Source organism: Paraburkholderia sp. C35 (assembly GCF_003121405.1).
Lineage (GTDB): Bacteria > Pseudomonadota > Gammaproteobacteria > Burkholderiales > Burkholderiaceae > Paraburkholderia.
In genome coordinates this window covers 1-25,283 of sequence record NZ_QBUY01000123.1, presented here as the reverse complement: position 1 = coordinate 25,283, position 25,283 = coordinate 1, and the positions used below count along the sequence as shown (strand labels likewise).

21 protein-coding genes and 1 pseudogene are annotated in these 25,283 nt (G+C 61.3%); 12 read left to right on the top strand and 10 right to left on the bottom strand.

What is annotated here, in order from left to right; genetic code table 11:
* Positions 1-294 precede the first annotated feature (294 nt).
* Positions 295-447: pseudogene (locus DK391_RS45505) on the bottom strand (DUF1275 domain-containing protein); the annotation flags it as partial.
* A gap of 295 nt (positions 448-742) precedes the next feature.
* Between DK391_RS45505 and DK391_RS38660 the strand changes: the two are divergent.
* Both DK391_RS38660 and dctA read left to right on the top strand, forming a co-directional pair.
* The gene (locus tag DK391_RS38660; protein WP_109483275.1) at positions 743-1,711 is read left to right on the top strand and encodes a LysR family transcriptional regulator; all 969 of its coding nucleotides are present in this window, start codon (positions 743-745) and stop codon (positions 1,709-1,711) included.
* A complete protein-coding gene (gene dctA, locus DK391_RS38655; protein WP_109483274.1) occupies positions 1,708-3,006 on the top strand; it encodes a C4-dicarboxylate transporter DctA in 1,299 nt (432 codons plus the stop codon). The genes DK391_RS38660 and dctA overlap by 4 nt, the downstream gene beginning before the upstream one ends.
* A gap of 40 nt (positions 3,007-3,046) precedes the next feature.
* Here the strand turns inward: dctA and DK391_RS38650 are convergent, their stop codons facing one another.
* The 5 genes from DK391_RS38650 to DK391_RS44660 form a co-directional block, all read right to left on the bottom strand.
* Entirely contained in the window at positions 3,047-3,829 is a 783-nt protein-coding gene (locus tag DK391_RS38650; RefSeq protein WP_109483273.1) for a substrate-binding domain-containing protein, read from the bottom strand.
* A gap of 52 nt (positions 3,830-3,881) precedes the next feature.
* Positions 3,882-5,180: an MFS transporter gene (locus DK391_RS38645; RefSeq protein WP_109483272.1), complete on the bottom strand. Its 1,299-nt coding sequence runs from the start codon at positions 5,178-5,180 to the stop codon at positions 3,882-3,884.
* 199 nt (positions 5,181-5,379) lie between these two features.
* A complete protein-coding gene (locus tag DK391_RS38640; protein ID WP_109483271.1) occupies positions 5,380-8,079 on the bottom strand; it encodes a CoA-binding protein in 2,700 nt (899 codons plus the stop codon).
* 10 nt (positions 8,080-8,089) lie between these two features.
* Positions 8,090-9,388, bottom strand: a complete 1,299-nt coding sequence (locus DK391_RS38635) for an ATP-grasp domain-containing protein (protein ID WP_109483270.1) — start codon at positions 9,386-9,388, stop codon at positions 8,090-8,092.
* A gap of 288 nt (positions 9,389-9,676) precedes the next feature.
* Positions 9,677-10,204: a hypothetical protein gene (locus DK391_RS44660; protein ID WP_162601025.1), complete on the bottom strand. Its 528-nt coding sequence runs from the start codon at positions 10,202-10,204 to the stop codon at positions 9,677-9,679.
* A gap of 248 nt (positions 10,205-10,452) precedes the next feature.
* Between DK391_RS44660 and DK391_RS38625 the strand changes: the two genes are divergently transcribed.
* From DK391_RS38625 to DK391_RS38610, 4 genes are read left to right on the top strand one after another with little or no spacing between them, the layout of a single operon-like run.
* Positions 10,453-11,292, top strand: coding sequence for an ABC transporter permease subunit (locus tag DK391_RS38625; RefSeq protein WP_109483269.1), 840 nt, complete (start codon positions 10,453-10,455; stop codon positions 11,290-11,292).
* Positions 11,289-12,032 carry an ABC transporter ATP-binding protein gene (locus DK391_RS38620; protein ID WP_109483268.1) on the top strand — a complete coding sequence of 248 codons (744 nt, stop codon included), beginning with the start codon at positions 11,289-11,291 and terminating at the stop codon, positions 12,030-12,032. The genes DK391_RS38625 and DK391_RS38620 overlap by 4 nt, the downstream gene beginning before the upstream one ends.
* A 35-nt stretch (positions 12,033-12,067) precedes the next feature.
* Entirely contained in the window at positions 12,068-13,072 is a 1,005-nt protein-coding gene (locus DK391_RS38615) for an NrtA/SsuA/CpmA family ABC transporter substrate-binding protein (protein WP_109483267.1), read from the top strand.
* A 30-nt stretch (positions 13,073-13,102) separates the two neighbouring features.
* Positions 13,103-14,350 (top strand): acyl-CoA dehydrogenase, encoded by a 1,248-nt coding sequence (locus DK391_RS38610; protein WP_109483266.1) that lies wholly within the window; start codon positions 13,103-13,105, stop codon positions 14,348-14,350.
* Between the two features lie 62 nt (positions 14,351-14,412).
* Here DK391_RS38610 and DK391_RS38605 read toward each other — a convergent pair whose 3' ends face one another.
* The 4 genes from DK391_RS38605 to DK391_RS38590 form a co-directional block, all read right to left on the bottom strand.
* Positions 14,413-15,477, bottom strand: coding sequence for an LLM class flavin-dependent oxidoreductase (locus DK391_RS38605; RefSeq protein WP_109483265.1), 1,065 nt, complete (start codon positions 15,475-15,477; stop codon positions 14,413-14,415).
* A gap of 97 nt (positions 15,478-15,574) precedes the next feature.
* Complete coding sequence (locus tag DK391_RS38600; protein ID WP_239483074.1) at positions 15,575-15,865, bottom strand: hypothetical protein; 291 nt, start codon at positions 15,863-15,865, stop codon at positions 15,575-15,577.
* A gap of 59 nt (positions 15,866-15,924) precedes the next feature.
* Positions 15,925-16,236, bottom strand: a complete 312-nt coding sequence (locus DK391_RS38595; protein ID WP_109483264.1) for a hypothetical protein — start codon at positions 16,234-16,236, stop codon at positions 15,925-15,927.
* Positions 16,237-16,623: 387 nt separating this feature from the next.
* Positions 16,624-17,538, bottom strand: a complete 915-nt coding sequence (locus tag DK391_RS38590) for a LysR family transcriptional regulator (RefSeq protein ID WP_109483263.1) — start codon at positions 17,536-17,538, stop codon at positions 16,624-16,626.
* Positions 17,539-18,050: 512 nt separating this feature from the next.
* Here DK391_RS38590 and DK391_RS38585 point away from each other — a divergent pair.
* The 6 genes from DK391_RS38585 to DK391_RS38560 all read left to right on the top strand — a co-directional run bounded on the left by DK391_RS38585 (position 18,051) and on the right by DK391_RS38560 (position 25,153).
* On the top strand, positions 18,051-19,154 hold the full coding sequence (locus DK391_RS38585) for an alkene reductase (protein ID WP_109483262.1): 1,104 nt from the start codon (positions 18,051-18,053) through the stop codon (positions 19,152-19,154).
* 36 nt (positions 19,155-19,190) lie between these two features.
* Positions 19,191-20,132, top strand: coding sequence for a zinc-dependent alcohol dehydrogenase family protein (locus DK391_RS38580; RefSeq protein ID WP_109483261.1), 942 nt, complete (start codon positions 19,191-19,193; stop codon positions 20,130-20,132).
* Between the two features lie 555 nt (positions 20,133-20,687).
* Positions 20,688-21,815, top strand: coding sequence for an MFS transporter (locus DK391_RS38575; protein ID WP_239483075.1), 1,128 nt, complete (start codon positions 20,688-20,690; stop codon positions 21,813-21,815).
* Between the two features lie 63 nt (positions 21,816-21,878).
* Positions 21,879-23,075: an MFS transporter gene (locus DK391_RS38570; protein ID WP_109483259.1), complete on the top strand. Its 1,197-nt coding sequence runs from the start codon at positions 21,879-21,881 to the stop codon at positions 23,073-23,075.
* A gap of 161 nt (positions 23,076-23,236) precedes the next feature.
* Positions 23,237-24,379 carry an alkene reductase gene (locus tag DK391_RS38565; protein WP_109483258.1) on the top strand — a complete coding sequence of 381 codons (1,143 nt, stop codon included), beginning with the start codon at positions 23,237-23,239 and terminating at the stop codon, positions 24,377-24,379.
* Between the two features lie 102 nt (positions 24,380-24,481).
* Positions 24,482-25,153 carry a peroxiredoxin-like family protein gene (locus DK391_RS38560; protein WP_109483257.1) on the top strand — a complete coding sequence of 224 codons (672 nt, stop codon included), beginning with the start codon at positions 24,482-24,484 and terminating at the stop codon, positions 25,151-25,153.
* Positions 25,154-25,283: the final 130 nt, after the last annotated feature.

Sequence of the window (25,283 nt, the reverse complement as noted above, 5' to 3'; positions counted from 1 at the left end):
ATGGTTGCAATAGGTTGCCTTCTACAATTCTGAGAGCTATGCGCCGATCAAAACCGAACGTTGGGAAGCCCGGCAAGCGCGGATGTTCATAATCGAAATGAATCCTCGAGTGGCAGATCTCGGGAGGTGTGACTGGCTGAAACGGGTCGCAAGTACTCATCCGAATGCAGCGAGAGCGGACGTTCACAGTCGCAGTGATGGGAATGGCAAGGAGCAACCCAACACAGTCTTACCGGAGCCGACGCGTGAATGTCCGATTCGGCCGACTTCCTCGCTCGGTGGTACGTAGAAAAATAGCGATGCGTCGTGAAGCGCGGATCGGTCGTATCGTGGAATGATTCCTTCGAGCAATCGCTGCGCTGCACGGCGCAGGTTCCCTGTCGTCATGACGGACGTGCAGGTCAGAATCTCCACGTGCGTAAGCGACAGGGTTTGAGGCGTGGCAACGCCTCGGTTCCTGCTTGCCGCATCCAGATCCATCTTGCGACTCCTGTTCAGGTTTCGTCGGCCAATCTTACCCACACACATCCGGCTCCAGAGCAGCAGGGCGATCTCACTTGCACTGAGGGGACTGATAACGCTTGTGCATCAATCGTGACAAATATGCGATATTGCGGAAACAGCGGGGCCTGCGAGAAAGCTTGGGGCAAGCCGCACAGGGGGCCCTTACTCCTGACAGGATGAGACACAGGACGTCTTCAATGATACGAAACGCTCTTACCAGAAACACGGAGGATGGCTCGTGGGCGTCAATTTCGACCTGAATGACTTGCAGGCCTTCCGGGCGGTCGTGGAACTCGGCAGCTTTCGCAAGGCCGCCGAGGCCGTCAACATCTCCCAGCCGGCACTGAGCCGCCGCATCGACAAGCTCGAAGAGGCGCTTGGCGTGCGGCTTTTCGATCGTACGACGCGCAGCGTGTCATTGACCACGATCGGTCGCGTCTTCGCACCCAGCGCCGAGCAACTGCTCGACGATCTCGACGTTGCTCTGCTCGGCATCCGCGACGTGTCGTCGAGCCGCCTGGGGCACGTGACAATCGCCTGCGTGCCGTCGGTCGCCTACTACTTTCTGCCGAACGTGGTCGCGAGCTATCACCGCCGCTTTCCACGCATCCGGGTCAAGCTGCTCGACAGCAGCGCCAATGAAGTGCTTGGCTCCGTCATCAGCGGCGAAGCGGACTTCGGCGTGAGCTTTCTCGGAAGCCAGGAGTCCGAGGTCGAATTCAAGGTCCTGCTGCAGGAGCGCTTCGTTGTTGCGTGCCGGCGCGACCATCCGCTGGCGCGCAAAAAGCGCGTCACCTGGAACGAACTTTACGAGCACGAATACGTGTCCGTCGACAAGACTTCTGGCAATCGCCTGCTGCTCGATCAGGCGCTTTCCGCCGTGTCGGTTCGTGCGCCAAGCGTGGTCGAGACGCGGCATGTGACGACGATGCTCGGTCTGATCGAGGCGGGGCTCGGTGTCGCCGCGGTACCTTCGATGGCGATGCCCGGGCGCGAGCATCATGTGCTCACGAGCGTGCCGCTGGTCGATCCCGTGGTGAAACGGCGAGTGGGAATCGTGACGCGGCGCGGCCGGTCACTCACGCCAGCCGCGCAGCAGTTCTACGATACGATCATGGCGATGAAGCGTGGGGACATGGGGACGAGTGAGTCCGAGGCCGGCGACGTCGGCAGGAAGACCAACACCAGAAGGAAAACCGCATCGTGACCTTCACATGGCCGCTCCGGCTGCTTTATGTGCAGGTCTTGCTGGGCATGGTGCTTGGCGTGATGCTCGGCCACTTCTGGCCGCAAGCGGGTGCGCAACTCAAGCCTCTGAGCGACGCATTCGTCGGGTTGGTACGGATGATGATCGCGCCTGTCGTCTTCTGCACGATCGTCTCGGGCATCACGTCGCTCGCAGACGGGACGACCGTTGGGCGTACCATCCTGAAGGCACTGGCACTCTTCTATGTTCTGACTGCTCTTGCGCTGGCGCTCGGCCTCGCGACCGCCTGGGTGCTGCGCCCCGGTGCGGGCATGCATATCGACGTGCATCATCTGGGCACGAGTGTTCTATCACCCTATCTCAAGCACTCTCAGCCGCACGGCCTGGTGGAATTTGCGCTTGGCGTGATCCCTGACACGATGCCAGGCGCCTTCGATACAGGCGAGGTGCTGCCTGTCCTCCTGCTCTCGCTGCTTTTCGCCTTCGCGCTGAACGCTCATCCGGGTGCAGGAAAACCGATGCTGGCGTTCATCGAAAGCATTGCGCACGTGCTCTTCCGCATCCTCGCGATGATCATGCGGCTCGCGCCATTCGGCGCGTTCGGCGCGATGGCGTTTACCGTGGGGCGCTTCGGCATCCGTTCGGTCGGTTCGCTCGGCATGCTGATGGTGTCGTTCTACGTGGCGTGCGCGTTGTTCGTCGTGCTGGTGCTGGCGCCGCTCGCGCGGCTTCATGGCTTTGCGTTGTGGCGATTGCTGCGCTACCTGCGCGAGGAACTGGTGATCGTGCTCGCGACCTCGTCGACTGAACCGGTCCTTCCGCGCCTGATCGTAAAACTCGAGGCACTAGGTTGCGACAGGGGAATCGTCGGACTCGTGCTGCCCGCAGGTTATTCCTTCAATCTCGACGGCACCGCGATCTATCTGACGCTTGCCTCGGTGTTCATCGCGCAGGCGTGCGATGTACCGCTTTCCGGTGCGCAGATCGCGATCTTGCTCGCGGTCATGCTGCTCACGTCCAAGGGTGCGGCTGGCGTGTCCGGCAGCGGGCTCGTGGCGCTCGTCGCGACCTTGACGGTGATTCCCGATCTGCCCGTTGCTGGGGTGGCGCTGCTGGTCGGCATCGACCGGTTCATGTCGGAGGCGCGTGCGTTGACGAGTGTGATCAGCAACGCATGCGCGGTGATCTTCGTTTCGATGTGGGAGGGCGCGTGCGACCGGCCGCGTCTCTCGGTGATGTTGCGCGCGCCCGTGCCGCCTGACGTCGACGACCCTGCGACGGATGCTTCGGGCTGAGACCGGAAAGTGGCACGCGGCGCGCTTTCCGTCTCTCGAGTCAATGCGACGTGACGGAATCGAGGCCAGTCGATGTCACTTCGGGCTGTGCTTCAGGCGACGCGAGATAATCGAGCAGGGCTTTCGCTTCCTTCGGGTGTTGTGCGCCAACCGGGATGCCGGCGGCGTAGCGCGTAACGGATTGCAGGGACTCGGGAATCTTGCCGACGAAGGCCGCGCCTTGTACCGGCAACAACTCGCTGACCTGCTGGAAGCCGACTTCATAGTCGCCGTTGGCCACCACTGACGCGACGGGAATGCGCGGAATCATCTTCGCTTTCGGCCCGACCTGCTCCTCGATGCCGAGCCGTTTGAACAGTTCGCGCTCGATATAGACGCCGCTCGCGCTGTCAGAGTAGGCGATCGACTTCGCGTGCAGCAGGGTTTGTTTAAGTCCCTCGATCGAGCCGATGTCGGGTTTCTGCGCGCCGTCACGCACGACCATGCCGATCCGCGAATCCGCGAGTTCGACCCGCGATCCGGGGATGACCTTTCCTTGCTTGATGAGATCGTCAAGTGCGTAGCCGACCATGATCACGACATCTGCGGGCTCGCCGCGTTCGAGGCGATTGGGTATCGCTTCAGGTGACTTGCCCATCGACGGACCGAGTGTGGTGTCGAGCGTATTGCCCGTCGCCGACGCGAACCGGGGGCCGAGCAGCTTGTACGCAGCGGTAAAGCCGCCGGAACTCATGACGTGCAGGTCGGCGGCCTGTACGTTCGCTGTCAGGGCTGAGAGCGCGATGAGTGCTGCGCCGGAAAGCTTGCCAAGAAGGTTTTTCATGGATCAGGGTCGTTCGGGTACGTAGGGAAGTGGAAGTGAGCTATCAGGCGTCTCACTGCGCGGCATTCAGCGCCACCGCGCGGCGGCGGTAGAGCGCGAGCGTGGCGCAAAGCGCGCACACGGCGGCGAAGCTCATCCAGATCCCGGGTGCGGCCTTGTCGCCGGTCATATGAATCAGCGCGGTCGCGATAGCGGGCGTGAAGCCGCCGAATACCGCCGTAGCGAGACTATAGGCGAGCGAGAACCCGGCGACACGCACCTCGACAGGCATTACCTCGGTCAGCGCGACGACCATCGCGCCGTTGTACATGCCGTACATGAACGAAAGCCACAGCAGCACGAGCAGCATATTGACGAAGCTCGGTGCGTGAGCAAGAAAGGACAGCGCCGGATATGCGGTCGCGATGGCGAGTGTGGTCATGCCGAGCATGAGCGGGCGGCGGCCGATCCGGTCCGAAAGTGCGCCGCCGATCGGCAGCCACACGAAATTCGATACGCCGATGCACAGCGTCACAAGCAGGCTGTCCGCCGTGCTCAGATGCAGAACCGTCTTGCCGAAGGTCGGCGCATAGACCGTGATGAGATAGAAGCTCGTGGTGGTCATCGCGACCAGCATCACGCCGGCGAGCACGACGCCCCAGTTCCGCGCCAGCGTGCGGAAGACTTCCTTCATCGTCGGGCGGTGTTTGCGGGCCTTGAATTCCTGCGTTTCTTCCAGATTTCGACGCAACATGAAGATGAACGGCACGATCATGCAGCCGACGAAGAACGGCACGCGCCATCCCCAGGCGGCGATGGTCGACGAATCGAGCGACTGGTTGAGTGCGAAGCCGAGGCCCGCGGCTACCACGATGGCCACCTGCTGGCTGGCCGATTGCCAGCTGGTGAAGAAGCCCTTGCGGCCGGGCGAGGCCATCTCGGCCAGATAGACCGACACGCCGCCCAGTTCCGCGCCAGCGGAGAAGCCTTGCAACAGGCGCCCGAGCAGCACGAGCGCGGGCGCCAGCAGGCCGATCGTGGCATAGCCCGGCACGAATGCGATCAGGATCGTGCCGCTTGCCATGATGGACAGCGTGATGATGAGCCCCTTGCGGCGGCCCACATCGTCGATATAGGCGCCGAGGATGATGGCGCCGAGCGGGCGCATCAGGAATCCCGCGCCGAAGACCGCGAAGGTCATCATCAGCGAGGCGAATTCACTCGCGGCGGGAAAGAACACGTTGGCAATCTGCGTGGCGTAGAAGCCGAACAGGAAGAAGTCGAACTGCTCCAGGAAATTCCCGGCCGTGACGCGGAGAACCGCGGCAGCCTTCGATTGTCCTGTTGATAGGGTAGGGGATGAGGGGTGCATCAAGTGTCTCCTGAATCCTTGAAATGCGCGGAGCGCCCGCGGATTGTCGTTTTGCGAATGTTCGCCCGGATCGCCTAAAACAATAAGTGCAATTTTCAAAACGATTGATGCGCGATAGTTATCAATCGATAAGACCCGGTACTGCGCCGCCTCGGTGTCCATTCCGGGGCCCGAAGCGGCTGCGATGACGGCGACGTGGTCAGGCCACGAAGCGACACTGCGACGCGGCAGTGCGGGTATCCATATTCCGGCCGCGGTTAAGGTGATCGTCGATCTCCGCAGCGCAGCCGAGCATGCGTGGATAGAGGAAGATCGTGAACGCTGCCGTTTCGAGATCCGACTCGCTGAACTCCCCGCGCCGCAACGGCTGCCACAACATCCTCAGCAGCAGCGCAGCGATCACGGCATCGACATTCACGCAGTACACGTTGCGCGATACGCCCGCATCGAACTGCGCCTGCACCAGTGCGCGATAGAAGGCGTGGAACGCGTTGTACTCGCCGCGCGTCTCATGGAGGTTCGCGATGAACACCTCACGCGGGTCGTGGTTGACCGGCTTGTCCTTGAAAACCGGGTGATTCACGCCGGGCAGTTTGGCGATGTCGAGGCTTCCCGCGTGCTTTTGCCGGGCCTTGTACTGCGCATACTGCTCGACGGAGCGACGTGCGAGCGCTTCGAGATCGATGCCGTGATGCGGGTCGGAAGGATCATCGAGTTCGCTTTCGCGAAACGCCTCGTTGAGAAACGCGATGCCTTCGTAACCGTTGCCGCCGTGCGTATAGCCGGTGTGCGTGAGAAAGCCCACCAGGGCCTTGTTCAGTTGCACGCGTTCCGGGCTTTCGGGACCGTCGGCGGACACCGCGCCCTTCGCGCCCTGCGCCGAGATCGCACCCGGCCCGTTCGTCAGCAGCAGGCCGACCAGCGTCCTGAACGCAAAGAGGTCGTCGCTGGATGGCTTCAGGTTGAGCAGCGCCGCGAACGCGATCTCGGTGAGCGAGCGCTCGCCAAGCAGTTCCGCATTGGAAAAGCCGCAGAAGGCTTCGGGGCTGTGGCGTGACGCGTCAGCGGACGCGCCGATCAGCGTGCCAAAGAGCTTGATCCACCATGGCAGACTCTCTGCCGTCAGCCGCGAAACGCGTTTGCGCATGAGCGGGCCCCACGCAAGCGCTGTCGTGATCGCGGCGAGCACGGCGTCCGCGCTCGGGTAACGCTCCTGATGTGTGAGCCAGCGAATGAACGGCGAACTCACGCCGCGCGCGGCAAGGCCGGCGATCATCGCGTCCGCCTTGGCGTCGCGCTCGCAGGCAAAGCAAACGGCACTGCCCGCTGTGTCGATGACACTGACATCGAAGCTTTCATCGAATGCGTCCACCAGTCCGCCTGCCGCGAACCGATCGATCATGAGCCGCGCCGCCTCGCGCGCCGCGTGCTGGCGATTCGGCCCGATGATCGCCGCCGCCGCCGCGAGCACCGCATTGGGCGCGTTGCCCGCTTCGCGCGCCGCTTGCGCCGCCGCCAGTTCGGGCGTGCCGTGCAGGTTCACCGCCGCGCAGACGGCCACGTTGACGAGCTTCTCGTCGTTGGTCCCGCCGAACTCGTGCAACAGCGCGAGACAGACATTCGCCTCGAACGAGTGCGTAGCGGCTTCCAGCATCGATGCGCCGTGCAGGCTGCTGACCTGTGTCTTCGCGTCCAGCTGCGCCGCGCCCGAGGCGTCCTTCAGCGGCTGTCGCGGCGGGATCGCGCCGATCTGGGCGTTGACCCGCGCGACCTGCTCGTCGTAGGGCGCGACCGCTTTCACGACCGGCAACGCGAGCTCATCGGGTAATGCGAGCCCCTGATCCGAGCCGAACCACGGCTTGAGGGCCAGGCTGCCTTCGGGTTCGAAGTCGGGCATCGTCGCGTTCGCGCGCATCACCGCCGTGAGGGCGGCGGGTATATGCGCGATGTTCGTGACGACTGCGCCCCTGGCCGAACAGCAGGGATCATCGGGCGTGAAGAGCCGTTCGACGCCGAACTTCTCCATGAACCAGCGCTCTTTCGCGAGCGCATCGTCGGAGCCGCCCGCCATCGCGCCCGCATGACCGACCGCACGCGTGAGCCGGCTTTTCCAGCGGCCCACCAAACAGGCGACCACAGGCTTCGTGAAGGCCGCGTCGGCCTCGTAGTATCCGCCTGGCTCGCAATACAGCACGGCGGCCTTGCTGCGCGCGTCGTTGGCAAGGGCGAACGCGAACTCCGGCGCCGCATAGTGGATGTAGACGTCCTTGCCGCTGGAAATGACCGTCGAGGTACCCCAGCCGCTCATGCGCAGATACTGCGCGATCGTCGTGCTAAAGCCGCCCGAATTCGAAAAGATCGCGATCGATCCCTGGCGCAGGGTCGCGCCCGGATCATCACCGCCGAGCGCGCCGCCGATGCGCACGCGCTGCCACGAATCCGCAACGCCCAGTCCGTTCGCGCCGAAGATGTCGATGCCCGCCTGCTGGCCCATCGCGCGAATCTCGCGGGCATCGTGCACGGCGATTTTCTCCGTGATGATGAAGATCTTGCGCAGGTCCGGATTGACGCGGATCAGTTCGGCGACGCCATCGCGCGCCGCCGACGGCGGCAGGTAGACGACACCGCAGTTGAAGCGGTGCCCGGCTTCGAGACCTTCGCGGACGTTGTTGTACACGGGGATGTCGCCGGCGGGCGTCCCGAGCACTTGCCCGCCTTTGCCGGGCGCCGTGCCGAACACGACATTCGCCCCCGAAAACGCGTGGCTCACCGGCGTCACGTCCGACGATTCACCGCCGAGAATGTTGAGCACGCACACGCGGTCATCGCGTGTGGCAATCTGCGCCAGCGAGTGGATGCCAACGAAGTATTTGAAATGGCTGCTGCCTTGCTTGTGCATGTCGATCTCCTCACGCCTTTTCCGTTTGCGACTGAGCCTCGCGTGCGCCGATGCGTGCCGCGATCTGCGCGCGTCCGCCCGCTTGCATCCAGGCATCGGCTTTGCGCGCGTACTGGATCACTTCGCTGATGTCGGAATCGAAGCCGAACAGGCGGTAGGGCAGGCCTAGCGAATCGCAGGTGTCGCGCAGCGCGGACATGCCGCGCACCAGATTCGGTCCGCCGCGACCGAGAACGACATAAAGCGGTGTTGGGCCGTGCTCGCTGAAGTGCTCACGCAGTGCGTCAGCCATCGCGCGGAGCGGTTCGTAGATGTCGGTGTTATTCGACTTGCCGCCAATGATGAACAGCACGTTCGACTGTCTGAGCCAGTGCCTGAAGCAGATGCGTGCCACTTCCTTCATCTTTTCGTAAGGAGGATTGCCGCCGAAGTCCGACGAGATAATGGCCGCGTCGCCCAGCATCTCGGTCACCCGCGAATTAGCGCCACCGCCGAAGGTGGGCGCGAGGATCGTGCCGTGCTCGTTGATCACGTAGACATCGCTTTGTCCCTGATGCGTGCGCAACTGGTTGATCTCCTGCTCGAAGTCCGAGTAGTCGGCGGCGAACAGATGCGCGGGCAGGCCGAGCCGCGAGAAACGCGGGTCGTCACGATCGAAACCGCATTTGAAGTCGCAGGCCACGGGTGTGAGACGGCCCTTTTTGTCCTCTCGCATGCGAATCGGGTTGAGCTCGAGCGTGGTCATGCCGAAGTCGTGGTACAGCTCCCAGAGCTTCGGCAACTGCTGCACGAGCGGTGAGATGATCTCGCGCGGCGCACCGATCTCGCTCAGCGCATTCGCGACGACGAACGCTTTCAGGCCGGTCAACGCATCGAACGGCACCATTGCGACGTGCTTCGGATCGACTTCCTCGATATCCATGCCGCCCTTGTGTGAGAGCGTCATCATCGGCGCGCGAAAGCGCGTGGAGTCGGAGATCGAGAAATAGACCTCGTGCCGGGCCGGCACGCCCGCTTCGAATGTCACACCATTTGCTTTCGCCCTCACATGGCCGACGACGTGCTCGGCGAAATAGAGCCGTTCCTTTTCCACCAGTGCCGTCTTGAGATCGGTGGCGCGGCCGAGCAGTCCCGCCTTGCCCTTTTTGCCGACGCCGCCCTTGAATACCGGCTTGATGAACACCTGGCCGTGGCGGTCGATCAGCGATTTGATTTCTTCCTCGGTCGCGCCCGGACCCAGCACTTCGCTGGCTGGAAATCCGACGAATTGCAGCAGGCGTGCGCCGTGCAACATTCCGGTGATCTGCATATGTGTCTCCTGAATTTTCAAGGCAATGGCGAATGAAGCAAGTACTGGGAGTTCATCCAGATCACTGCGGCAGGCGCGGCATGCACCGCTGCCGGGCACACGCTCGGAAGCGGCGGCAGTAATCACGTAGCGAGGTGTTGTTATGCGAGATGCGCGTCGGTGACGGGTGGCAGCGCCCATGAGCGGGCTCGCGCTGGGATGCGGCGAAACGCAGCTCGCGATTCGCGCCTGTCTCCGATACGTTCTTCTGTGAATGCGTTTATGCTCGTCTTGAGCATTGATATTTGCTCAAGACGTCCGAAACGATAAGTGCGATTTTTGGAAGGATTGATGCGCGTAGATTATCAATGCGGGATGGACTGCCGGATTCGACCAACTACAGTGATCCGTCGTCAATGTCGGCTTTTGGACTACGCGAATCTTTGCTAGTTGACGGGCTTGATGACGATTTTCCCGTCGACGCGATGAGCCATCAGGTCTTGCGCGTGAATCGCTGGTCGTGGCGATCAGCGCATCGGGCGCGACGTCCGGCGCATCTTCAACGGCGCGTTTATCCTCGACGAAGGGCTGACAAAAGAGAGCACCGAACAGGCTATCGAACGCGGTGAAGGCGATGCTGCAGCACTCGCACGTCATTTTGTCGCCAACCCCGATCTGTTCGGGCGATTCCGGCACGACGCAACGCTGAATACCGTCAATCCCGAAACCATCTATACCGACGATGAAGCCGGGTACAACGATTATCCGCTGCTCGACGAAGCGGTAGAAGCCGCAGCCGGGTAAGCGGCTTCCCTGATCGTGGAATGCATATGACACAGCCGCATATGCATTCCACGATTTTCAATTGCACAGCGCTGCAGCAAGCGGCGCATACCTGTGCGCTTTCACTGAAAAGCAAAGCATAAAAAAGCGTTTGTCTTCGCCGTGCTGGTCAGCATTAAATATCAGGCTCGCATTCGCGAGGCGCACCTGGTTTCTGCGGCCTGTTCCCGTCGGAGAACACGGCGTGCGCATCACGGCTCCGTAGCGGAGCGATCTCTTTTCATCGCTAACATGGAGCTGAAGTGTCCGATATCGCTTCCTCACGCCATAGCCCTGCTACCGCGGTGCGCACGCGTTCAGGGCTGTCGACAGCGTCGTCGTATCGATGGCTTTCGTGGCTCGTGCCTGCCCTCGTTATCGTGCTCTGGGAAACCGCAGCGCGCGTCGGCTTCATCACGCCACAAGTGTTGCCCGCGCCGAGCAGCGTGCTCGCGACCGCATTCGATCTCGCCCGCAGCGGCGAACTGTTTGTTCACCTGGGCGTGTCGCTGCTGCGTGCCATCGCCGGCTTCCTGATTGGTGGGACGATCGGGCTTGCACTCGGAATTCTGGTCGGCTTCTCGCCGCTCGCACAGGCGCTGCTCGACCGCTCGATCCAGATGGTGCGCGCCATTCCGTTTCTTGCCATGCTGCCGCTCGTCATCGTCTGGTTCGGCGTTGGCGAGGCCGCGACAATTTTCCTCGTCGCACTTGCGGTGCTGTTCCCCATCTACATCAACACAATGCTCGGCATTCGCCAGATCGACCCGAAGCTGATGGAACTCGCCAAGGTGATCGGACTCGACTGGACGGCCGTGGTTCGGCGCATCATCCTGCCCGGGGCAATGCCCTCCATCCTGACAGGCGTGCGCTACGCGCTCGCGCATGCGTGGCTTGCGCTGGTGATTGCCGAAACGCTCGCGACCACCAAAGGCATCGGCTTTCTCGCGATGGACGCTCGCGAATTCCTGCAAACCAATGTGATTCTGCTGACCATGATCATCTACGCGATTATCGGCGTCGTGGCCGACGCACTGGTTCGTTCTCTCGAAGCGCGCTTCCTGTCGTGGCACGCGAATTACGCCAAAGGAGTGCATCAATGACCGCCAGTCTCACGCTCTCCCGTGATGCCACCGGCGTGCCGTCCGCCGCCAGGCGCGCGGCGCAGTTTCCGCTGGCCGTCTCGGTGCGGGGCCTGCAACGGCGCTACGGCGAACGCGTTGTCATCGATGCGCTTGACCTTGACATCCACAAAGGCGAATTCGTCGCGCTGCTGGGTGAAAGCGGATGCGGCAAGACCACGCTGCTGCGCGCACTGGCAGGACTCGATCAACCCGACGAAGGACAGATCCGCGCGCCCGAGCGGCCTTCCGTGGTGTTTCAGGAGCATCGTCTGCTGCCTTGGGCGACCTTGTGGGAAAACGTCGCACTCGGCCATGAAACGACCGTAGGCCGCAGCGGCGCCGCACACGCGCTGGCTGAAGTGGGTCTCTCCGGCCGCGAGAACGACTGGCCGCGCAACCTGTCGGGCGGCCAGGCGCACCGCGTCGCGCTGGCGCGCGCGCTGGTCCGCGACCCCGCGCTGCTGCTGCTCGACGAACCGTTCGCCGCACTCGACGCGCTCACGCGCATCAAGATGCACGGTCTGGTCAAGGAGCTCGTGGCTCGCCATCAGCCTGGCGTGCTGATCGTCACGCATGACGTCGATGAAGCGCTCACACTCGCAGACCGCATTCTTGTGATGCGCGCGGGGCGCATCGCAGCTTCGTTCCAGCCTGAACACCACACGTTTGATGCATTGCGATCCGCCCTGCTCGAAGAGCTGGGCGTGCATGCTCACTGACTGCTTTCCAGCATCACATCGAGGACCATCAAAGAATGAACGATCACTCATCCGGCCGCCGCCAGGTTTTGCGCGCGGCGGGCGGACTGCTGGCCGGTCTCGCCGTGGGCGGCGCATTGCCCGCTCACGCAGCCGAACCACGCAAGCTCACGCGCAACACGGACACGGTGCGTATCGGCTGGGGCTACGGCAGCCTGCCCGACATCGCCAGGCAACGCGGCGCGTTCGAAAAGACGCTCGCTGCAAAAAACATCAAGGTCGAATGGATTGGACCGTTTCCGAACCATGCACCGTCGATTCAGGCCGTGGTCGGCAACAGCGCGGACTTCGGTTTCTGGGGTTCGACGACGCCTGCGCTCGCCGCCATGCTGGCAGGCTCGCCCATCGTCTTCACCGCCTTTGATGTCTATTCGCCGCGCTCGACAGCCATCATCGTGAAGAAATCGAGCGGCATCAATTCGGTTTCGGATCTGGTGGGGCGCAAGGTTGCCGTCAACCGTTCGGGACTCGGCGAGTTCCTGCTCATTGCGGCGCTCGAGAAGAACCGTATCGATCGCGACAAGGTACAGTTCGTCTATCTGAATCCACCCGACGCCGCGCCCGCTTTCGCGCAAGGCAAGGTCGACGCATGGTCGATGTGGTCGCCCGCGGTGGATATTTCACGCTATTCGAACGACGCGAAAGACATCTTCAACGAAGGACGCGATCTGGAGTTTCTGATCGACTACAGTTCGCTGGTCACGCGCCGTAAATTCGCCGAAGAGAACTCCGAACTGGTTCGCGCGGTGATCGATGCGTACTACGTAGAGGGTGCATGGCAGTCGGCGCATCCCACCGAAACGGAGCAACTGGTACAGCGCGAGGCGAAGTACCCGGATCAGGTGCGCGACTATCTGGCGAGTCTCAAACGCGTCAACCAGTTCCACGAACCGGACGATGCCGCATTCATCGCGCAGTTGCAGCGCGCCGCCGACTGGCTTGCCGAACGCAAGATCATCAACTCGCGAATCAAGGTCGCGGACTACAGCGTGAAAGTTTGATGAAGCCGACCTGCAAGGAGAGACACGCGCATGTCTGACTCCGATCCAACCATCGTCGATATCGGGCAAGCGAAACTGGTGTCACCGCTGTCCGCCGCACACGGCTTCAAGGACATCATCGCTCACATCGCGGCGACTGCGGTGGAGCGTGAACTCAATCATCGATTGCCCTATGAGGAAATCGCGGCGCTGAAGGCTTCAGGTTTCGGCGCGCTGCGTCTGCACGCTGACGATGGAGGGCGTGGCCTCGCCTTGAGCGAGCTTCTCACGGTGGCCCGCGATATCGCCGCAGCGGATTCGAATGATGCACACGCATTTCGCAACCATCTGTGGCAAGTCGAAGCGGCGCTCAGGCGGCAGGATCATCCGTTCCATGCGCGCGTGCTTGCGCTGACCAGAGAGAATAAAACCATCGGACTCAGTTTCACCGAATCCGATGTGCCAGCCGCAGGCGCGCGGCCAACCCGCGTGCTCACCCGGCTCGAATGGGACGACCCGCGTCAGTGCTATGTCGGCTCCGGTGACAAGGTCTATGCAACAGGTAATCTGTATAACGACGCCTTTGCCGGCACAGCAATCGAGAGTCGCGAGGGCCGCACCGTCCAGTATCTATTCGAACGTGGCGAAGGTGTCAGCGACGATGACGACTGGCAAGGATTCGGTCAACGCCTGACGGGCTCCGGCACCGCACGGTTTCGCAACGTGACTGTGCCTGCCGCGCACGTTTATCCGCCGGACCCTGCGCGTGCCGATGGCACGTCGCCGTGGGGATACACCTTCCATCAGGTGTATCTGACCAATTGCATTGCGGGCATCGCGCGACGCGTAGCACTGGATGCCGTGGAGGTGCTGCGCGCACGCAAGCGCAACTTCTATCACGGCACCGCCACACAACCCGCCGAAGAGCCTGTGCTGCAAGCGTTGCTGGGACGTGTCCGCGCTTACGCCGCGAGCATTGAAGCGACAGCGGGTCGCGCCATCGGCGCACTGCAACGCGCATGGGATGTGCATGGCACGAGCGACGAGTATGAAGCGACGCTGACCGCGACGTTCGCGGCATCGGAAGCCAAGGTGGTGATCGACGATCTCGCGCCTCAGCTTGCGAGCTGGCTGATCGATCTCGGTTCAGGCTCGGTGGTCTCGCGCGTCGGTGCGCTGGACCGGCACTGGCGCAATATCAAGGTGATTGCCTCGCACAATCCGCGGCTCTACAAGGAGCGCCTGCTAGGACAGAATCTGCTGAACGGGCAGCTCCCGCCCACGGGCGCGTTCTTCTGATTGCGATAACGATCATGGGCAGGCCACGTCGCAACGTGGCCTGCTGTCGTCCATATCGAAGTTCAGGCAGACAACAGCCGGCGCACGCGTGGCGCCACCTCTTGCGCGAAAATGCGCATGTCGGCTTCGAAAGGCTGAAACTGCAGCATGAACAGTTCGATACCCGCACGATGGAACGCTGCAATGCGCTGCGCAACCGTGTCGTAATCGCCGACAAGCCCTGCCGCTGTACCACCGTTCGAACCGACGCGCGGCGACTGCGCGAAGGTCTGGATCATCACGACATTGGGATCGGTATTCGCCTTTTGCCGCTCGCGCAACGGCTTGTCGAGCGCGGCCAGCGCGAACAGATTCGCGAGGTGCGCATCGGCTTCGGCCTGCGTTGGCCGCGCAATCACGAATGCCGACAAGCCGAAGCGCAACGGTGCTTGCCCGGCTCGCCGCGCGCGTGACGCTACGTCGTCGATCAGGCGCGCTACATCGTCGTGTGGCTGGCCGTTGATGAACCACACGTCGCCGTGCGCCGCGACCAGCGAACGGGCAGGCTCAGACTCGCCGCCCACATAGATGCGCGGACGGGCGCGGAACGGGTCAGCGGGCCGCAGTGCGTAGTCGTCGATGCGGAAATGATCGCCGTGGTGATTGAGCGTTTCGCCCTGCAGCAACGCGGCCACCACCTGGATCCATTCACGGCTATAGGCGTACCGTTCGTCGTGTTCGGGAAAGCCAATGCCCGCGCGTTCCAGCTCGGGACGATTCCATGCGTTCACCAGATTGATCGCAAAGCGCCCGCCGCTGATGTGCTCGATCTGCTGCGCCATCTTGGCCAGCACGACAGGATGGTAGAGATACGGCTTGATCGCCGCGATGATCTCGATGCGCGAGGTGAGCGCCGCCAGTGCAGCCGATGCCGTCCAGGCTTCGAGTTGATCGAGAGCCGGATCGTGCGGGTTGATCGTATGCTGGGCCACCAGCACCGAATCGTAATCGAGCCGCTCGGCCTCCAGCACGAGCGCCTTGTTGCGCGCCCATGAAGCGTCGTACGGTTCGTCGGGGTCCTGCAGGGCGGCACGGCTGCCATGCACGAGTGCCCATATGCCGAAACGGGGGAGTGAAGGTGTTGCCATCGGTGTCTGTGCTGTCGGGGGATGGATAGGATTGACTGCGTGCGTGTCTCGGCCTGCGTGAGCCCTGCGCCTGGCTCATGTGTCCAGGCGGCCCACCTCAGCCTTGCGCCTGAACTCCGTCCGATGACGCCTGATGGCGATGACTCCGGCTCTGGGGGAGAGCGAGTCCGACCCCAACGCCCATCAGAAAGCGGGCGACGCCCAGCGCCCACGCGTCAGACACAAGACCGGCAGCAATCGCGATCACGATGCGAGCATTGCCGCCTTTGGCTGCACCCGCATTGACAATGCGCCATATCTGCTGCGCAGAACGCATCACGGTTTGGGCCAGAGACGCCGGTTGTGTGGAACCGTCCAGGTCAGGGAACGGAATAGCGATGGTAGACATGTTGAGCGTCACGCCAGAAGTCGAAGATTCCTGCATGCTAGCGGTGTCGTTCACGACTGTTAAACGACGAATTCGTATATGCAAAGCGCAATGCGTGCCGATGCGGACTCGCTCATGCAGAACCCCTCAATGGCACCAAACGCATCCGCGTAAGAGCCAATTGAGTTCGAGTCATACTGATCATTCAGCCGATTGGGCAAACGGAACCACAGCTCTGGAACCGGACTTGAAAGCAACGCGTTCGCGCGGTCAACGGACAGATACTTGTCGCGCTTTTTGAGTGTAGTAAACATGGTCGATAGGATCGTGACTTGTTGCTGAGTTTCCGCGGTGTTTTGCAAGCCGAATTGTGGTGAGAGAGCAGATCTCATGTCATCGCTTCTGAAGTTGATTTTCGATCGTCGCCGGCGGCGACACCTTCGCAGAAGGCAGGGGGCGATCGACTGTCAGGCGCATCTAGTGAATGGCACTCGAACGGCAATTCCGCCTTGAAAACGGCAGTTCCCGGCACACTGCGTCGACGGTTTGCTTCGGGTCGACTTCAAAGGTTCGCTGCTGCTGGACATCGCGCGGTCAACCGCGAGCTTCGAACTGCCGGGGCCGGCGGTCATAAACGGTCGCTCGCAGTTGAGGCACAAACGACCGCTTGCCTGATCAGACCCGTCGGTCAACGTATGAAAGGGTACGGATCGCCGGAAGACCCGTATAGCGAGAATTTTTGGAGGCCATTGCGAATCGCCTCGGCCGCGCTCGACTGATTACGCAGATAGGAGAGTTGGTGCAAATTCGGACGAGAGACATTCTTCGACGAAAGCGGCGAACTGACGCGCCTTGCTGCTGGCCATACGCCCGGTCGGATAAAGTGCGGAAAGTGCGATACCCGGCAGGTTCCAGTCATCCATGACAGCAACGACAACCCCGGACTTCAGTTCCGGGGCGAACGCCCACTCGGATGCAACCGCAAGCCCTATATCAGAGAAAACCGCGGCGCGGAGTCCCTCCGTTGCGGATATCTTGACGCGACTCTGGAGTTTGATCGACTGTTCTACCGTGTCCCGTCGAAAGGTCCAGTCCTCGCCACTATTGATGTCGCGCGTATAGACTACCGCGTGATGCTTCAGCAGGTCTGCGGGCATCGATGGCACACCGCATCGCTCAAAGTAGGCTGGCGTAGCGAGCACCCGCCGTCGTGCCTGGCCAATGCGACGTGCTGTCATATTGGAGTCGGCCAGATCGCCCATCCGTAACGCCAGATCGACGCCTTCTTCAACCAGGTCGATGTTTCGATCGTCAAGTACGAGTTCGACGTCCAGGTCGGGATTCCGGTTCAGAAAACTGGGCAACTTCGGGACGATGTGAAGCCTAGCGAAGCAGACTGCTGCCGACACGCGGAGTTTGCCTGTCAGACCGGCAGCGGTGCCTCGTGCAGCAAGCACAGCAGCGCCCGATTCCTCAACTGCACGCTTTGCCCGCGTATAGAAATTCTGGCCTGCCTCGGTCGGAGTCAATGAGCGCGTCGAACGCAGCAGCAATTTTACCCCGAGCCACTCCTCCAGCTGCGCCACGGCCTTCGACACAGCGGGTTGGCCGACGTCGAAATGTCTCGCCGCCGCTGAAAACGAGCCTGTGTCGACAACACGGATATAGATTTCGAATGCTGCAAGGCGGTCCATCGGGATTCTCCTGAACGACGCAAGGCTACCGGCGCACGGCCTGTTTGGGCTCATCCACAAACTGTCTGGTGTGTTGTCGGATGTGCCGATAGCGTACCTCACATGTCCGCCGGCGTCCGGTCGGACTGCCAAACTGGCAAGCCTCACGCATTCGTGAGGCGCGTGGCCCGTGGTGCAACGTCTCAATGTCTGCTCCAGTCTCCCCGGCCAACGAACGGCGGCCGCAGGAAATATCAGCTTGCATCAGGTCGCGCCAAGGCGCCCGGAGACAACGAAGGATAGTGTGTAAATCGTCATCTGACATGGAGGCCTGTCAAAGGCGGCGCTTCGGGACGCCAGCTATTCGAGGTCGTGGCGTCTGAGACTGACATTCGCCCCTGCGATTTATCCCGCCACGGAATAGGCCCTATGCAAATACGGCCTCTTATCTATCCGCATAGAAATAACTACAGTCCGAAACACCGAAGCAGCCTTCACAACGCACCCTTCATCACGTCGCTGGGGGAAACGCCATGGCTCACCTGTTCACTCCAAAGCAAGTCGGCGCTTTTGTGCTTTCACATCGAGTCGTGCTTGCGCCGATGACCCGGCTGCGCACCATTTTGCCGGACGAAATTCCGAGCCCGATGATGGCCGACTTCTACGGGCAGCGCGCATCCGAAGGTGGTCTCGTGCTGATTGAAGGCGTGAGTATTTCCAGAGTCGCGCGCTCATACCTGGGTGCGGCGAGCTTCTTTCATGACGGTCAGATGGAAGGCTGGAAAGCGATCGCCGACGCGGTGCATGCGAAGGGCGGCTATGTTTTCATGCAGCTGATTCACGGCGGACGTCAAAGTCATGTTGAGATGACGGGCGGCGTCGATCCTGTGGCGCCTTCCGTCGTTCCATTCGAGGGCGTGGCGCTCACGAAGGACGGCTTCGTACCTGTGTCGCCTCACCGCGCGCTCGGTCTGGAAGAAATACCTGACATCATCGAGGAGTTTCGCGCTGCTGCGCAGCGCGCCAAAGACGCGGGATTCGATGGTGTTGAACTTCACGGCGCGAACGGCTATCTGGTTGATCAGTTCATCCAGGACGGTACCAACACGCGCACGGATGCCTATGGCGGTCCGATCGAAAACCGCGTGCGTTTTCTGCGCGAAGCAGTCGAAGCCCTGATTTCCGTCTTCGGTGCGGATCGTGTTGGGGTACGCATTTCGCCTTCGGGCGAGTGGGGTGGCATTTCCGACAGCGATCCCGAAGCGACGTTCAGTCACGTCGCACAGGTGCTGGACTCTTACAGGATCGCCTATATGCACGTGATTGAACCACGCATCAAAGGCGACGATACGCTGCACGAAGGTCACCCTCCCGTTGCGGTGAAGTACCTGCGACCCTATTTCTCAGGGCCGATCATTGCTGCAGGCGGCTTCGACGGCGACAGTGCGGAGGCCGTCGTTGCCTCGGGCGATGCCGACCTTGTTGCGTTTGGTCGATACTTCAGCTCGAACCCCGATTTGCCGTATCGGCTCAAACACAAGCTTCCGCTGACTCCGTATGTGCGGGCAGCCTTCTGGGGTGGTACCGAACGGCACTACTCCGACTTCCCGACCTACGTCGACACTCAGAAAGAATAGCCCGCACACCACTTTTTCTTCACTCAAGAGATAGCCATGCCTCGCATTATTCAGTTTTCCCGCGCGGGTAGCCCCGACGTTCTCGAATTCGTCGACGCTCCCGTCAGTGCGCCACTCGCTAACGAAGTCCGCATCAAGGTAAAGGCGATCGGCATCAACCGCGCAGAATCGATGTGGCGGCGTGATGACTACATCGAACCCGTTACGTTTCCAGCAGGACTGGGGTACGAAGCGGCCGGTATCGTCGATGCTGTCGGACCGGGCGTCGAAGGGATCGCCGTTGGTGACGAGGTCAACGTCATTCCATCGTTTTCGTTTAATCAATACGGAACATACGGGGAAGTCATCATTGTTCCCGAGCATGCCGTTGTCGCGCATCCGAAGTCGTTGTCGTATACGCAAGCCGCGTCCATCTGGATGATGTTCATCACGGCATATAGCGCGCTGATCGAAGACGCCAGGGTGACGAAGGGCGATTTCGTCGTGGTGCCTGCTGCTTCGAGTAGCGTGGGTCTGGCCGCGATCCAGATCGCCAACTATGCGGGCGCGACGCCCATCGCGTTGACGCGTACGGCTGAGAAACGTCAGGCCTTGCTGGATGCCGGCGCAGCTCACGTTGTCGTCACGAACGAAACGAACTTTGTTGCAGAGATCCTGCGCATCACCGGTGGTAACGGTGCTCGCGTCGTCTTCGATCCGGTAGGTGGCCCGAACTTCGCCAGACTGATCTCGGTGCTGGCATTCCAGGGCATTGCGTTAATCTATGGTGCGCTTGCGCAAGGTCCGACGGAGATACCCGTTCTGCCGATGATTGCCAAACTGCAAACCATCCGGGCCCACAACCTGTGGGTAACCACCGGCGACCCAGTACGGCAAAAGGCTGCCGTCGAGTTTATCCTCAAGGGAATCGAGCAGGGCAAGCTCAAACCGGTCATCGATCGCGAGTTCAAATTCGATGAGATGGTCGAGGTACATTGATACCTCGAACAGAATGGCCAGTTCGGCAAGATCGTAGTGAGCATCTGACACGTCTCACTGCTGCGCGCCACCGAGTTGGTGCGTGCCGTAGTTCATGACGGTGGCGAAGCGGCGAGATGCCTTGAGGTAAGCTCGCATTGCTTCGCTTGCCCGCAGACCGCGTACAGCGTACAGCGTTCGCTCACGCCAGATCGCGACCTGTCGGCGAGGTTGTACACATCCCTCCTTGTAAGCCCGTCAATCCGATCTGTCTCGCTAATAAAAGCCCTGCACCTGTCGATGCGTTTGCATTAGCGACGCGTGCTCTATCCACACATCCTGCACTGTCACTTCGCCCCGATCTGGAATAAAGCCTATCCGCGCACGGGTCTATTTCGGGCGGGCACGCGCAGATACATTCGACTCGAAACCGGGTGCACGACATTTCGTCTGGCGCTCAAGCATTTATCGAGGATTCCGATCATGTCTACCCAACTTCCTGTATGTGAGATCGACGCGGGTGTGCAGACTGCACCCGCTGGCTCGTTACCTGTTGCCGGTCTGCTCGCGCTGGCGATGACCGGCTTTATCGCCATTCTTACCGAGACTCTGCCAGCAGGACTGTTGCCCGAAATCAGTCACGGGCTCAATGTGCCGGAGTCATGGGCCGGTCAGATGGTCACCCTGTACGCGCTGGGCTCCGTCGCGGCCGCGATACCGGTGACGGCAGCGACGCGCGCATGGTCGAGACGAACCGTATTGTTACTCGCTATCGCGCTGTTCTTCGTGTTCAACACGGTCACGGCATTGTCGTCGTGGTACTGGCTCACACTTGCGGCGCGGTTCATGGCGGGTGTGGCGGCGGGCGTCACGTGGGGTCTCGTACCGGGCTATTCACGCCGTATGGTTGCCGTGCATCTGCAAGGCCGCGCGATGGCAATTGCGCTCGTCGGCACGCCCATCGCCCTTGCGCTCGGTGTGCCCGCCGGAACATGGCTGGGAGAGTGGCTCGGCTGGCGTACAGCGTTTGGTGTGATGTCGGCGTTGACTATCGTGCTGGTGTTCTGGGTTATGTGGAAGGCGCCGAAGCTTGCCGGACAACAGGACGGAGCGGGGCGAAGTGTCGTCGACGTGTTCCGGACGCCGGGCGTTCGCCCCGTGCTGTTCGTCATCCTCGCGTGGATGTTGGCCCACAACATCCTTTACACCTATATCGCGCCGTTCCTCGTGCGCGCTCATATGACACAGCGCGTCGATGCCGTGCTGCTGGTTTTCGGCTTGGCCGCAATCGCAGGGATCTGGGTCACGGGCGCTCTGATCGACCGCTGGCTTCGCGCACTCGTGCTGGCGAGTCTCGGGGTGTTCGCGCTTGCGTCGGCGGCGCTCGCACTCGATGGAACATTGCCGTGGGTGGTGTACTTCGCTGTCGCAGCGTGGGGCTTGACCTTTGGCGGCGCAGCGACGCTGCTCCAGACGGCATCGGCCGATTCGGCGGGCGAAGGCGCCGACACCGCGCAATCGATGATCGTCACTGTCTGGAATGGCGCGATCGCAGGCGGCGGTCTGATCGGCGGCATCCTGCTGGACACCAGCGGCGTAGGTGCCATGGCGTGGGTATTACTGGCGCTCGTGCTGATTGGACTCGTCGTTGCCTGGCACTCGTCGCGGCACGCGTTCCGCCCAGGTCATCGTGCGTCCACCTGAATCCCTTACGTTCATTTTTTCATCGTGATGGTGTCGCGGATGCCTTCACGTCTGGAGTCGATCATGCCTCTCGCTCTGCTTGCACTGACCATCGGTGCCTTCGCCATCGGAACAACCGAATTCCTTATCGTCGGGCTGATACCGACGCTCTCTGCTGATCTGTCGGTATCCCTGCCGTCGGCGGGTTTGCTGGTCACCTTCTACGCATTGGGTGTAGCAGTGGGCGCGCCGGTGCTCACCGCCTTGACAGGCCGCGTGCCGCGCAAAACGTTGCTGATCTCGCTGATGGCATTATTCACGTTCGCGAATCTGCTCGCGTGGCAGTCACCGGGCTACGCAACGCTTATTCTCGCGCGCGTGCTGAGCGGCTTTGCACACGGTGTCTTTTTCTCTGTCGGCTCGATCATCGCCACGAGCGTGGTACCTAAAGAGAAAGCGGGCAGCGCCATTGCGACGATGTTCAGCGGGCTTACCGTCGCGTTCGTGACGGGGGTTCCGCTTGGCACGCTCATCGGTCAACACTTTGGATGGCGGGCAACCTTTCTTGTCGTCGCGGCCTTTGGCCTCGTCGCCATGATGGGCACGCTGCTGTTCGTGCCGGGCAACATCGCGCATACACCGCCCGCGTCGATCCGGCGGCAAGCGGAGTTATTTTTGAAGCCACGGCTGTTGCTGGTGTTTGCGATGACGGCCGTCGGTTACGGTGGTTCCTTGATTGCGTTCACCTATCTTGCGCCGATTCTCGAACAGATTTCCGGTTTCAGTCCACCTGTCGTCGGCATGGTTCTGCTGCTCTACGGCGTGTCGGTGGCCTTTGGAAACATGGCGGGTGGGAGACTGGCCGATTCGCTCGGCCCCGTTACTGCGCTCAAGCTGATCTTTGCCCTGCTGGCGGGCGTGCTGCTGCTCCTCGATATCACGGCGACCAGTAAAACGCTTGTCCTGATCGTCGTGCTCGGTTGGGGCGCCGTCGCCTTCGGCAACGTGCCGGCGTTGCAGATCTATGTCGTGAGGCAGGCCGAGCGCTTCGCACCGCACTCGATCCATATCGCCTCCGGGATGAATATCGCTGCGTTCAATCTGGGCGTAGCGGGCGGAGCGTGGACGGGCGGCGCCATCGTCAGCCACATGGGGCTCATGAGCACACCCTGGATCGCATCTGTCGTCGTGCTGGGCGCGCTCATGCTGACATGGCACAGCGGGCGAATCGATCGTCGGGATGCGCGTGTCGCTATCGCAGAGGACCAAAGGCGACGTTGATGACAAATGCGGCGCATCGTGCTGACTTATCCCGATACGGAATAGACCTCATCCCGATCGATGCCTATTTCCGGCGCCGCGGATTCTCTACATTGGATCCCAACGCATCGCGTGAAGCATCTCTCTCCGAGGTGCTCAACCCAACTCTCAAAGGAAATATCATGACCAGGCTCTTCACTTCCAGAAAGGTCGGTGCATACGACCTCAATCACCGAGTCGTACTCGCTCCGATGACTCGCCTGCGCACCATTCAACCGGACGATATTCCGAGCCCGATGATGGCGGAGTTCTACGGTCAGCGTGCATCGGAAGGCGGCCTCGTCATCATCGAAGCAGCGAGCATCTCCCGGCAGGCGCGGTCGTACCTCGGCGCAGCGAGCATCTTCCACGACGGTCAGGACGCGGGCTGGAAGGCTATCGCCGACGCAGTGCACGCCAGGGGCGGCCGTGCGTTCCTGCAATTGATTCATGGTGGACGTCAGAGCCACGTCGAAGTCAACGATGGCGGTGATCCCGTGGCACCCTCGGTCGTGCCGTTCGAGGGCGTCGCGCTGACCGCCGACGGCTTTGTGCCTGTGTCGCCGCATCGTGCGCTGGAGACCGGGGAGATTGCTGGCATCGTCGAAGACTTCCGCCAGGCTGCCGAACGTGCAAAGAAGGCGGGCTTTGACGGCGTCGAGTTGCACGGCGCTAACGGTTATCTCGTCGATCAGTTCATTCAGGACGGCACGAACCGGCGCACGGATGAATATGGCGGTCCGATCGAAAACCGCGTGCGCTTTCTGCGCGAAGCACTCGAAGCCCTGATTTCCGTGTTCGGAGCGGATCGCGTCGGCGTGCGCATTTCGCCATCGGGCGAGTGGGGCGGTGTGTCCGATAGCAACCCCGAAGCGACGTTCAGCCATGTAGCACAGGTGCTGAACGAGTACGGCATTGCTTACCTCCACGTCATCGAACCGCGCATCAAAGGTGACGACACGTTGCATCACGGCCACCCCGTCGTTGCGGCTGCCTATCTGCGTCCGCACTTCTCAGGTCCGATCATCGCCGCAGGCGGGTTTGATCGTGAGAGCGCAATTGAGGTCGTCAATTCGGGCGTGGCAGATCTGGTCGCCTTCGGACGCCATTTCTCGTCGAATCCGGACCTTCCTTATCGCCTTGCACACGATCTGCCACTCACGCCGTACGTGCGTGCCGCGTTCTGGGGAGGAAGCGAGGAGAACTACTCGGACTTTCCGACATACGAAGCTCAGCAGGCGGCGAATGGCACTGTGCAAGACGAGGAAAGTGCAGAGGCAGTTTAACCGCGTCCACCTGCGCGGGCGGGATCGAGTCTGACAGAAAAAATCGGCCGCACTCGTCACGGTTGTGATGAGTATGGCCGGTTTCCAGGAGATAGATCGATCATGAGGAAAGAGCTGGTGGTACCAGACATGGATACGGATGCAGCGGCTGAGCTCGCGATGGCCCGTGCGTCGGCCACCGTAACCAATGCGTTACGTGCGGGTGCCCGTGCGCCGACGTTCGCATTGCACGACAAGCTGGGCAACAAGGTTATGCTGGATCAGCTTCTTCGCTCGGGTCCGGTTGTACTCAACTTTCTGCGCGGTTCATGGTGCTCATTTGGTGAAGAGAATCTTGCGCGATTCTCGGCGATTCACGGACGCATTGCTTTAGCGGGAGCAAAGGCTGTTGTCCTAGCTCCGCCGGACGCATCGAGCCATCGACGATCTGACCGGTTACCCGTTCCCGAACTCGTCGATACGGATCTTCGGGTCGCACGAGCTTTCGGCGTGACCTTCGATCTGCCCGAGGAACTACGCCGTCGTTATATCGATCTTGGCTACGCACCACCCAGAAGACGACAGTCAGCAGCGTTTCCCGTTCCCGTGCCCGCGACATATCTTCTCGACGAGGACGGTATTGTCGTCTTTGCACATGTCGATTTCGACTATCGAAACGGAATGGATGGCGAGTCCTTGTTAAAGGCGCTGGATGCGCTTCAAGCACGACGTGAAGCGCGCGATCGCAATCGAGGACGTCTTGCCGTATTGAAGGTCGTGACGAAATCCTTGTAATTTCGCACTGTATTTGCGAGCAAGAGCAGCAAACGGGCCGATGCATTAGCTAAGGAATCTCTGCAAAAGTCCTGGCATTGACGCGAGCGTGCACTATCCTGGGATGAGGCGAATTCAAGGAGTGGCACGA

What these genes read in the sequence shown, in the direction of transcription:
- DK391_RS38650 (WP_109483273.1), bottom strand. Translation starts at nt 3,829, where the DNA reads ATGAAAAACCTTCTTGGCAAGCTTTCCGGCGCAGCACTCATCGCGCTC.
- DK391_RS38645 (WP_109483272.1), bottom strand. Translation starts at nt 5,180, where the DNA reads ATGCACCCCTCATCCCCTACCCTATCAACAGGACAATCGAAGGCTGCC.
- DK391_RS38640 (WP_109483271.1), bottom strand. Translation starts at nt 8,079, where the DNA reads ATGCACAAGCAAGGCAGCAGCCATTTCAAATACTTCGTTGGCATCCAC.
- DK391_RS38635 (WP_109483270.1), bottom strand. Translation starts at nt 9,388, where the DNA reads ATGCAGATCACCGGAATGTTGCACGGCGCACGCCTGCTGCAATTCGTC.
- DK391_RS38620 (WP_109483268.1), top strand. Translation starts at nt 11,289, where the DNA reads ATGACCGCCAGTCTCACGCTCTCCCGTGATGCCACCGGCGTGCCGTCC.
- DK391_RS38615 (WP_109483267.1), top strand. Translation starts at nt 12,068, where the DNA reads ATGAACGATCACTCATCCGGCCGCCGCCAGGTTTTGCGCGCGGCGGGC.
- DK391_RS38610 (WP_109483266.1), top strand. Translation starts at nt 13,103, where the DNA reads ATGTCTGACTCCGATCCAACCATCGTCGATATCGGGCAAGCGAAACTG.
- DK391_RS38605 (WP_109483265.1), bottom strand. Translation starts at nt 15,477, where the DNA reads ATGGCAACACCTTCACTCCCCCGTTTCGGCATATGGGCACTCGTGCAT.
- DK391_RS38600 (WP_239483074.1), bottom strand. Translation starts at nt 15,865, where the DNA reads ATGTCTACCATCGCTATTCCGTTCCCTGACCTGGACGGTTCCACACAA.
- DK391_RS38595 (WP_109483264.1), bottom strand. Translation starts at nt 16,236, where the DNA reads ATGAGATCTGCTCTCTCACCACAATTCGGCTTGCAAAACACCGCGGAA.
- DK391_RS38590 (WP_109483263.1), bottom strand. Translation starts at nt 17,538, where the DNA reads ATGGACCGCCTTGCAGCATTCGAAATCTATATCCGTGTTGTCGACACA.
- DK391_RS38585 (WP_109483262.1), top strand. Translation starts at nt 18,051, where the DNA reads ATGGCTCACCTGTTCACTCCAAAGCAAGTCGGCGCTTTTGTGCTTTCA.
- DK391_RS38580 (WP_109483261.1), top strand. Translation starts at nt 19,191, where the DNA reads ATGCCTCGCATTATTCAGTTTTCCCGCGCGGGTAGCCCCGACGTTCTC.
- DK391_RS38575 (WP_239483075.1), top strand. Translation starts at nt 20,688, where the DNA reads ATGACCGGCTTTATCGCCATTCTTACCGAGACTCTGCCAGCAGGACTG.
- DK391_RS38570 (WP_109483259.1), top strand. Translation starts at nt 21,879, where the DNA reads ATGCCTCTCGCTCTGCTTGCACTGACCATCGGTGCCTTCGCCATCGGA.
- DK391_RS38565 (WP_109483258.1), top strand. Translation starts at nt 23,237, where the DNA reads ATGACCAGGCTCTTCACTTCCAGAAAGGTCGGTGCATACGACCTCAAT.
- DK391_RS38560 (WP_109483257.1), top strand. Translation starts at nt 24,482, where the DNA reads ATGAGGAAAGAGCTGGTGGTACCAGACATGGATACGGATGCAGCGGCT.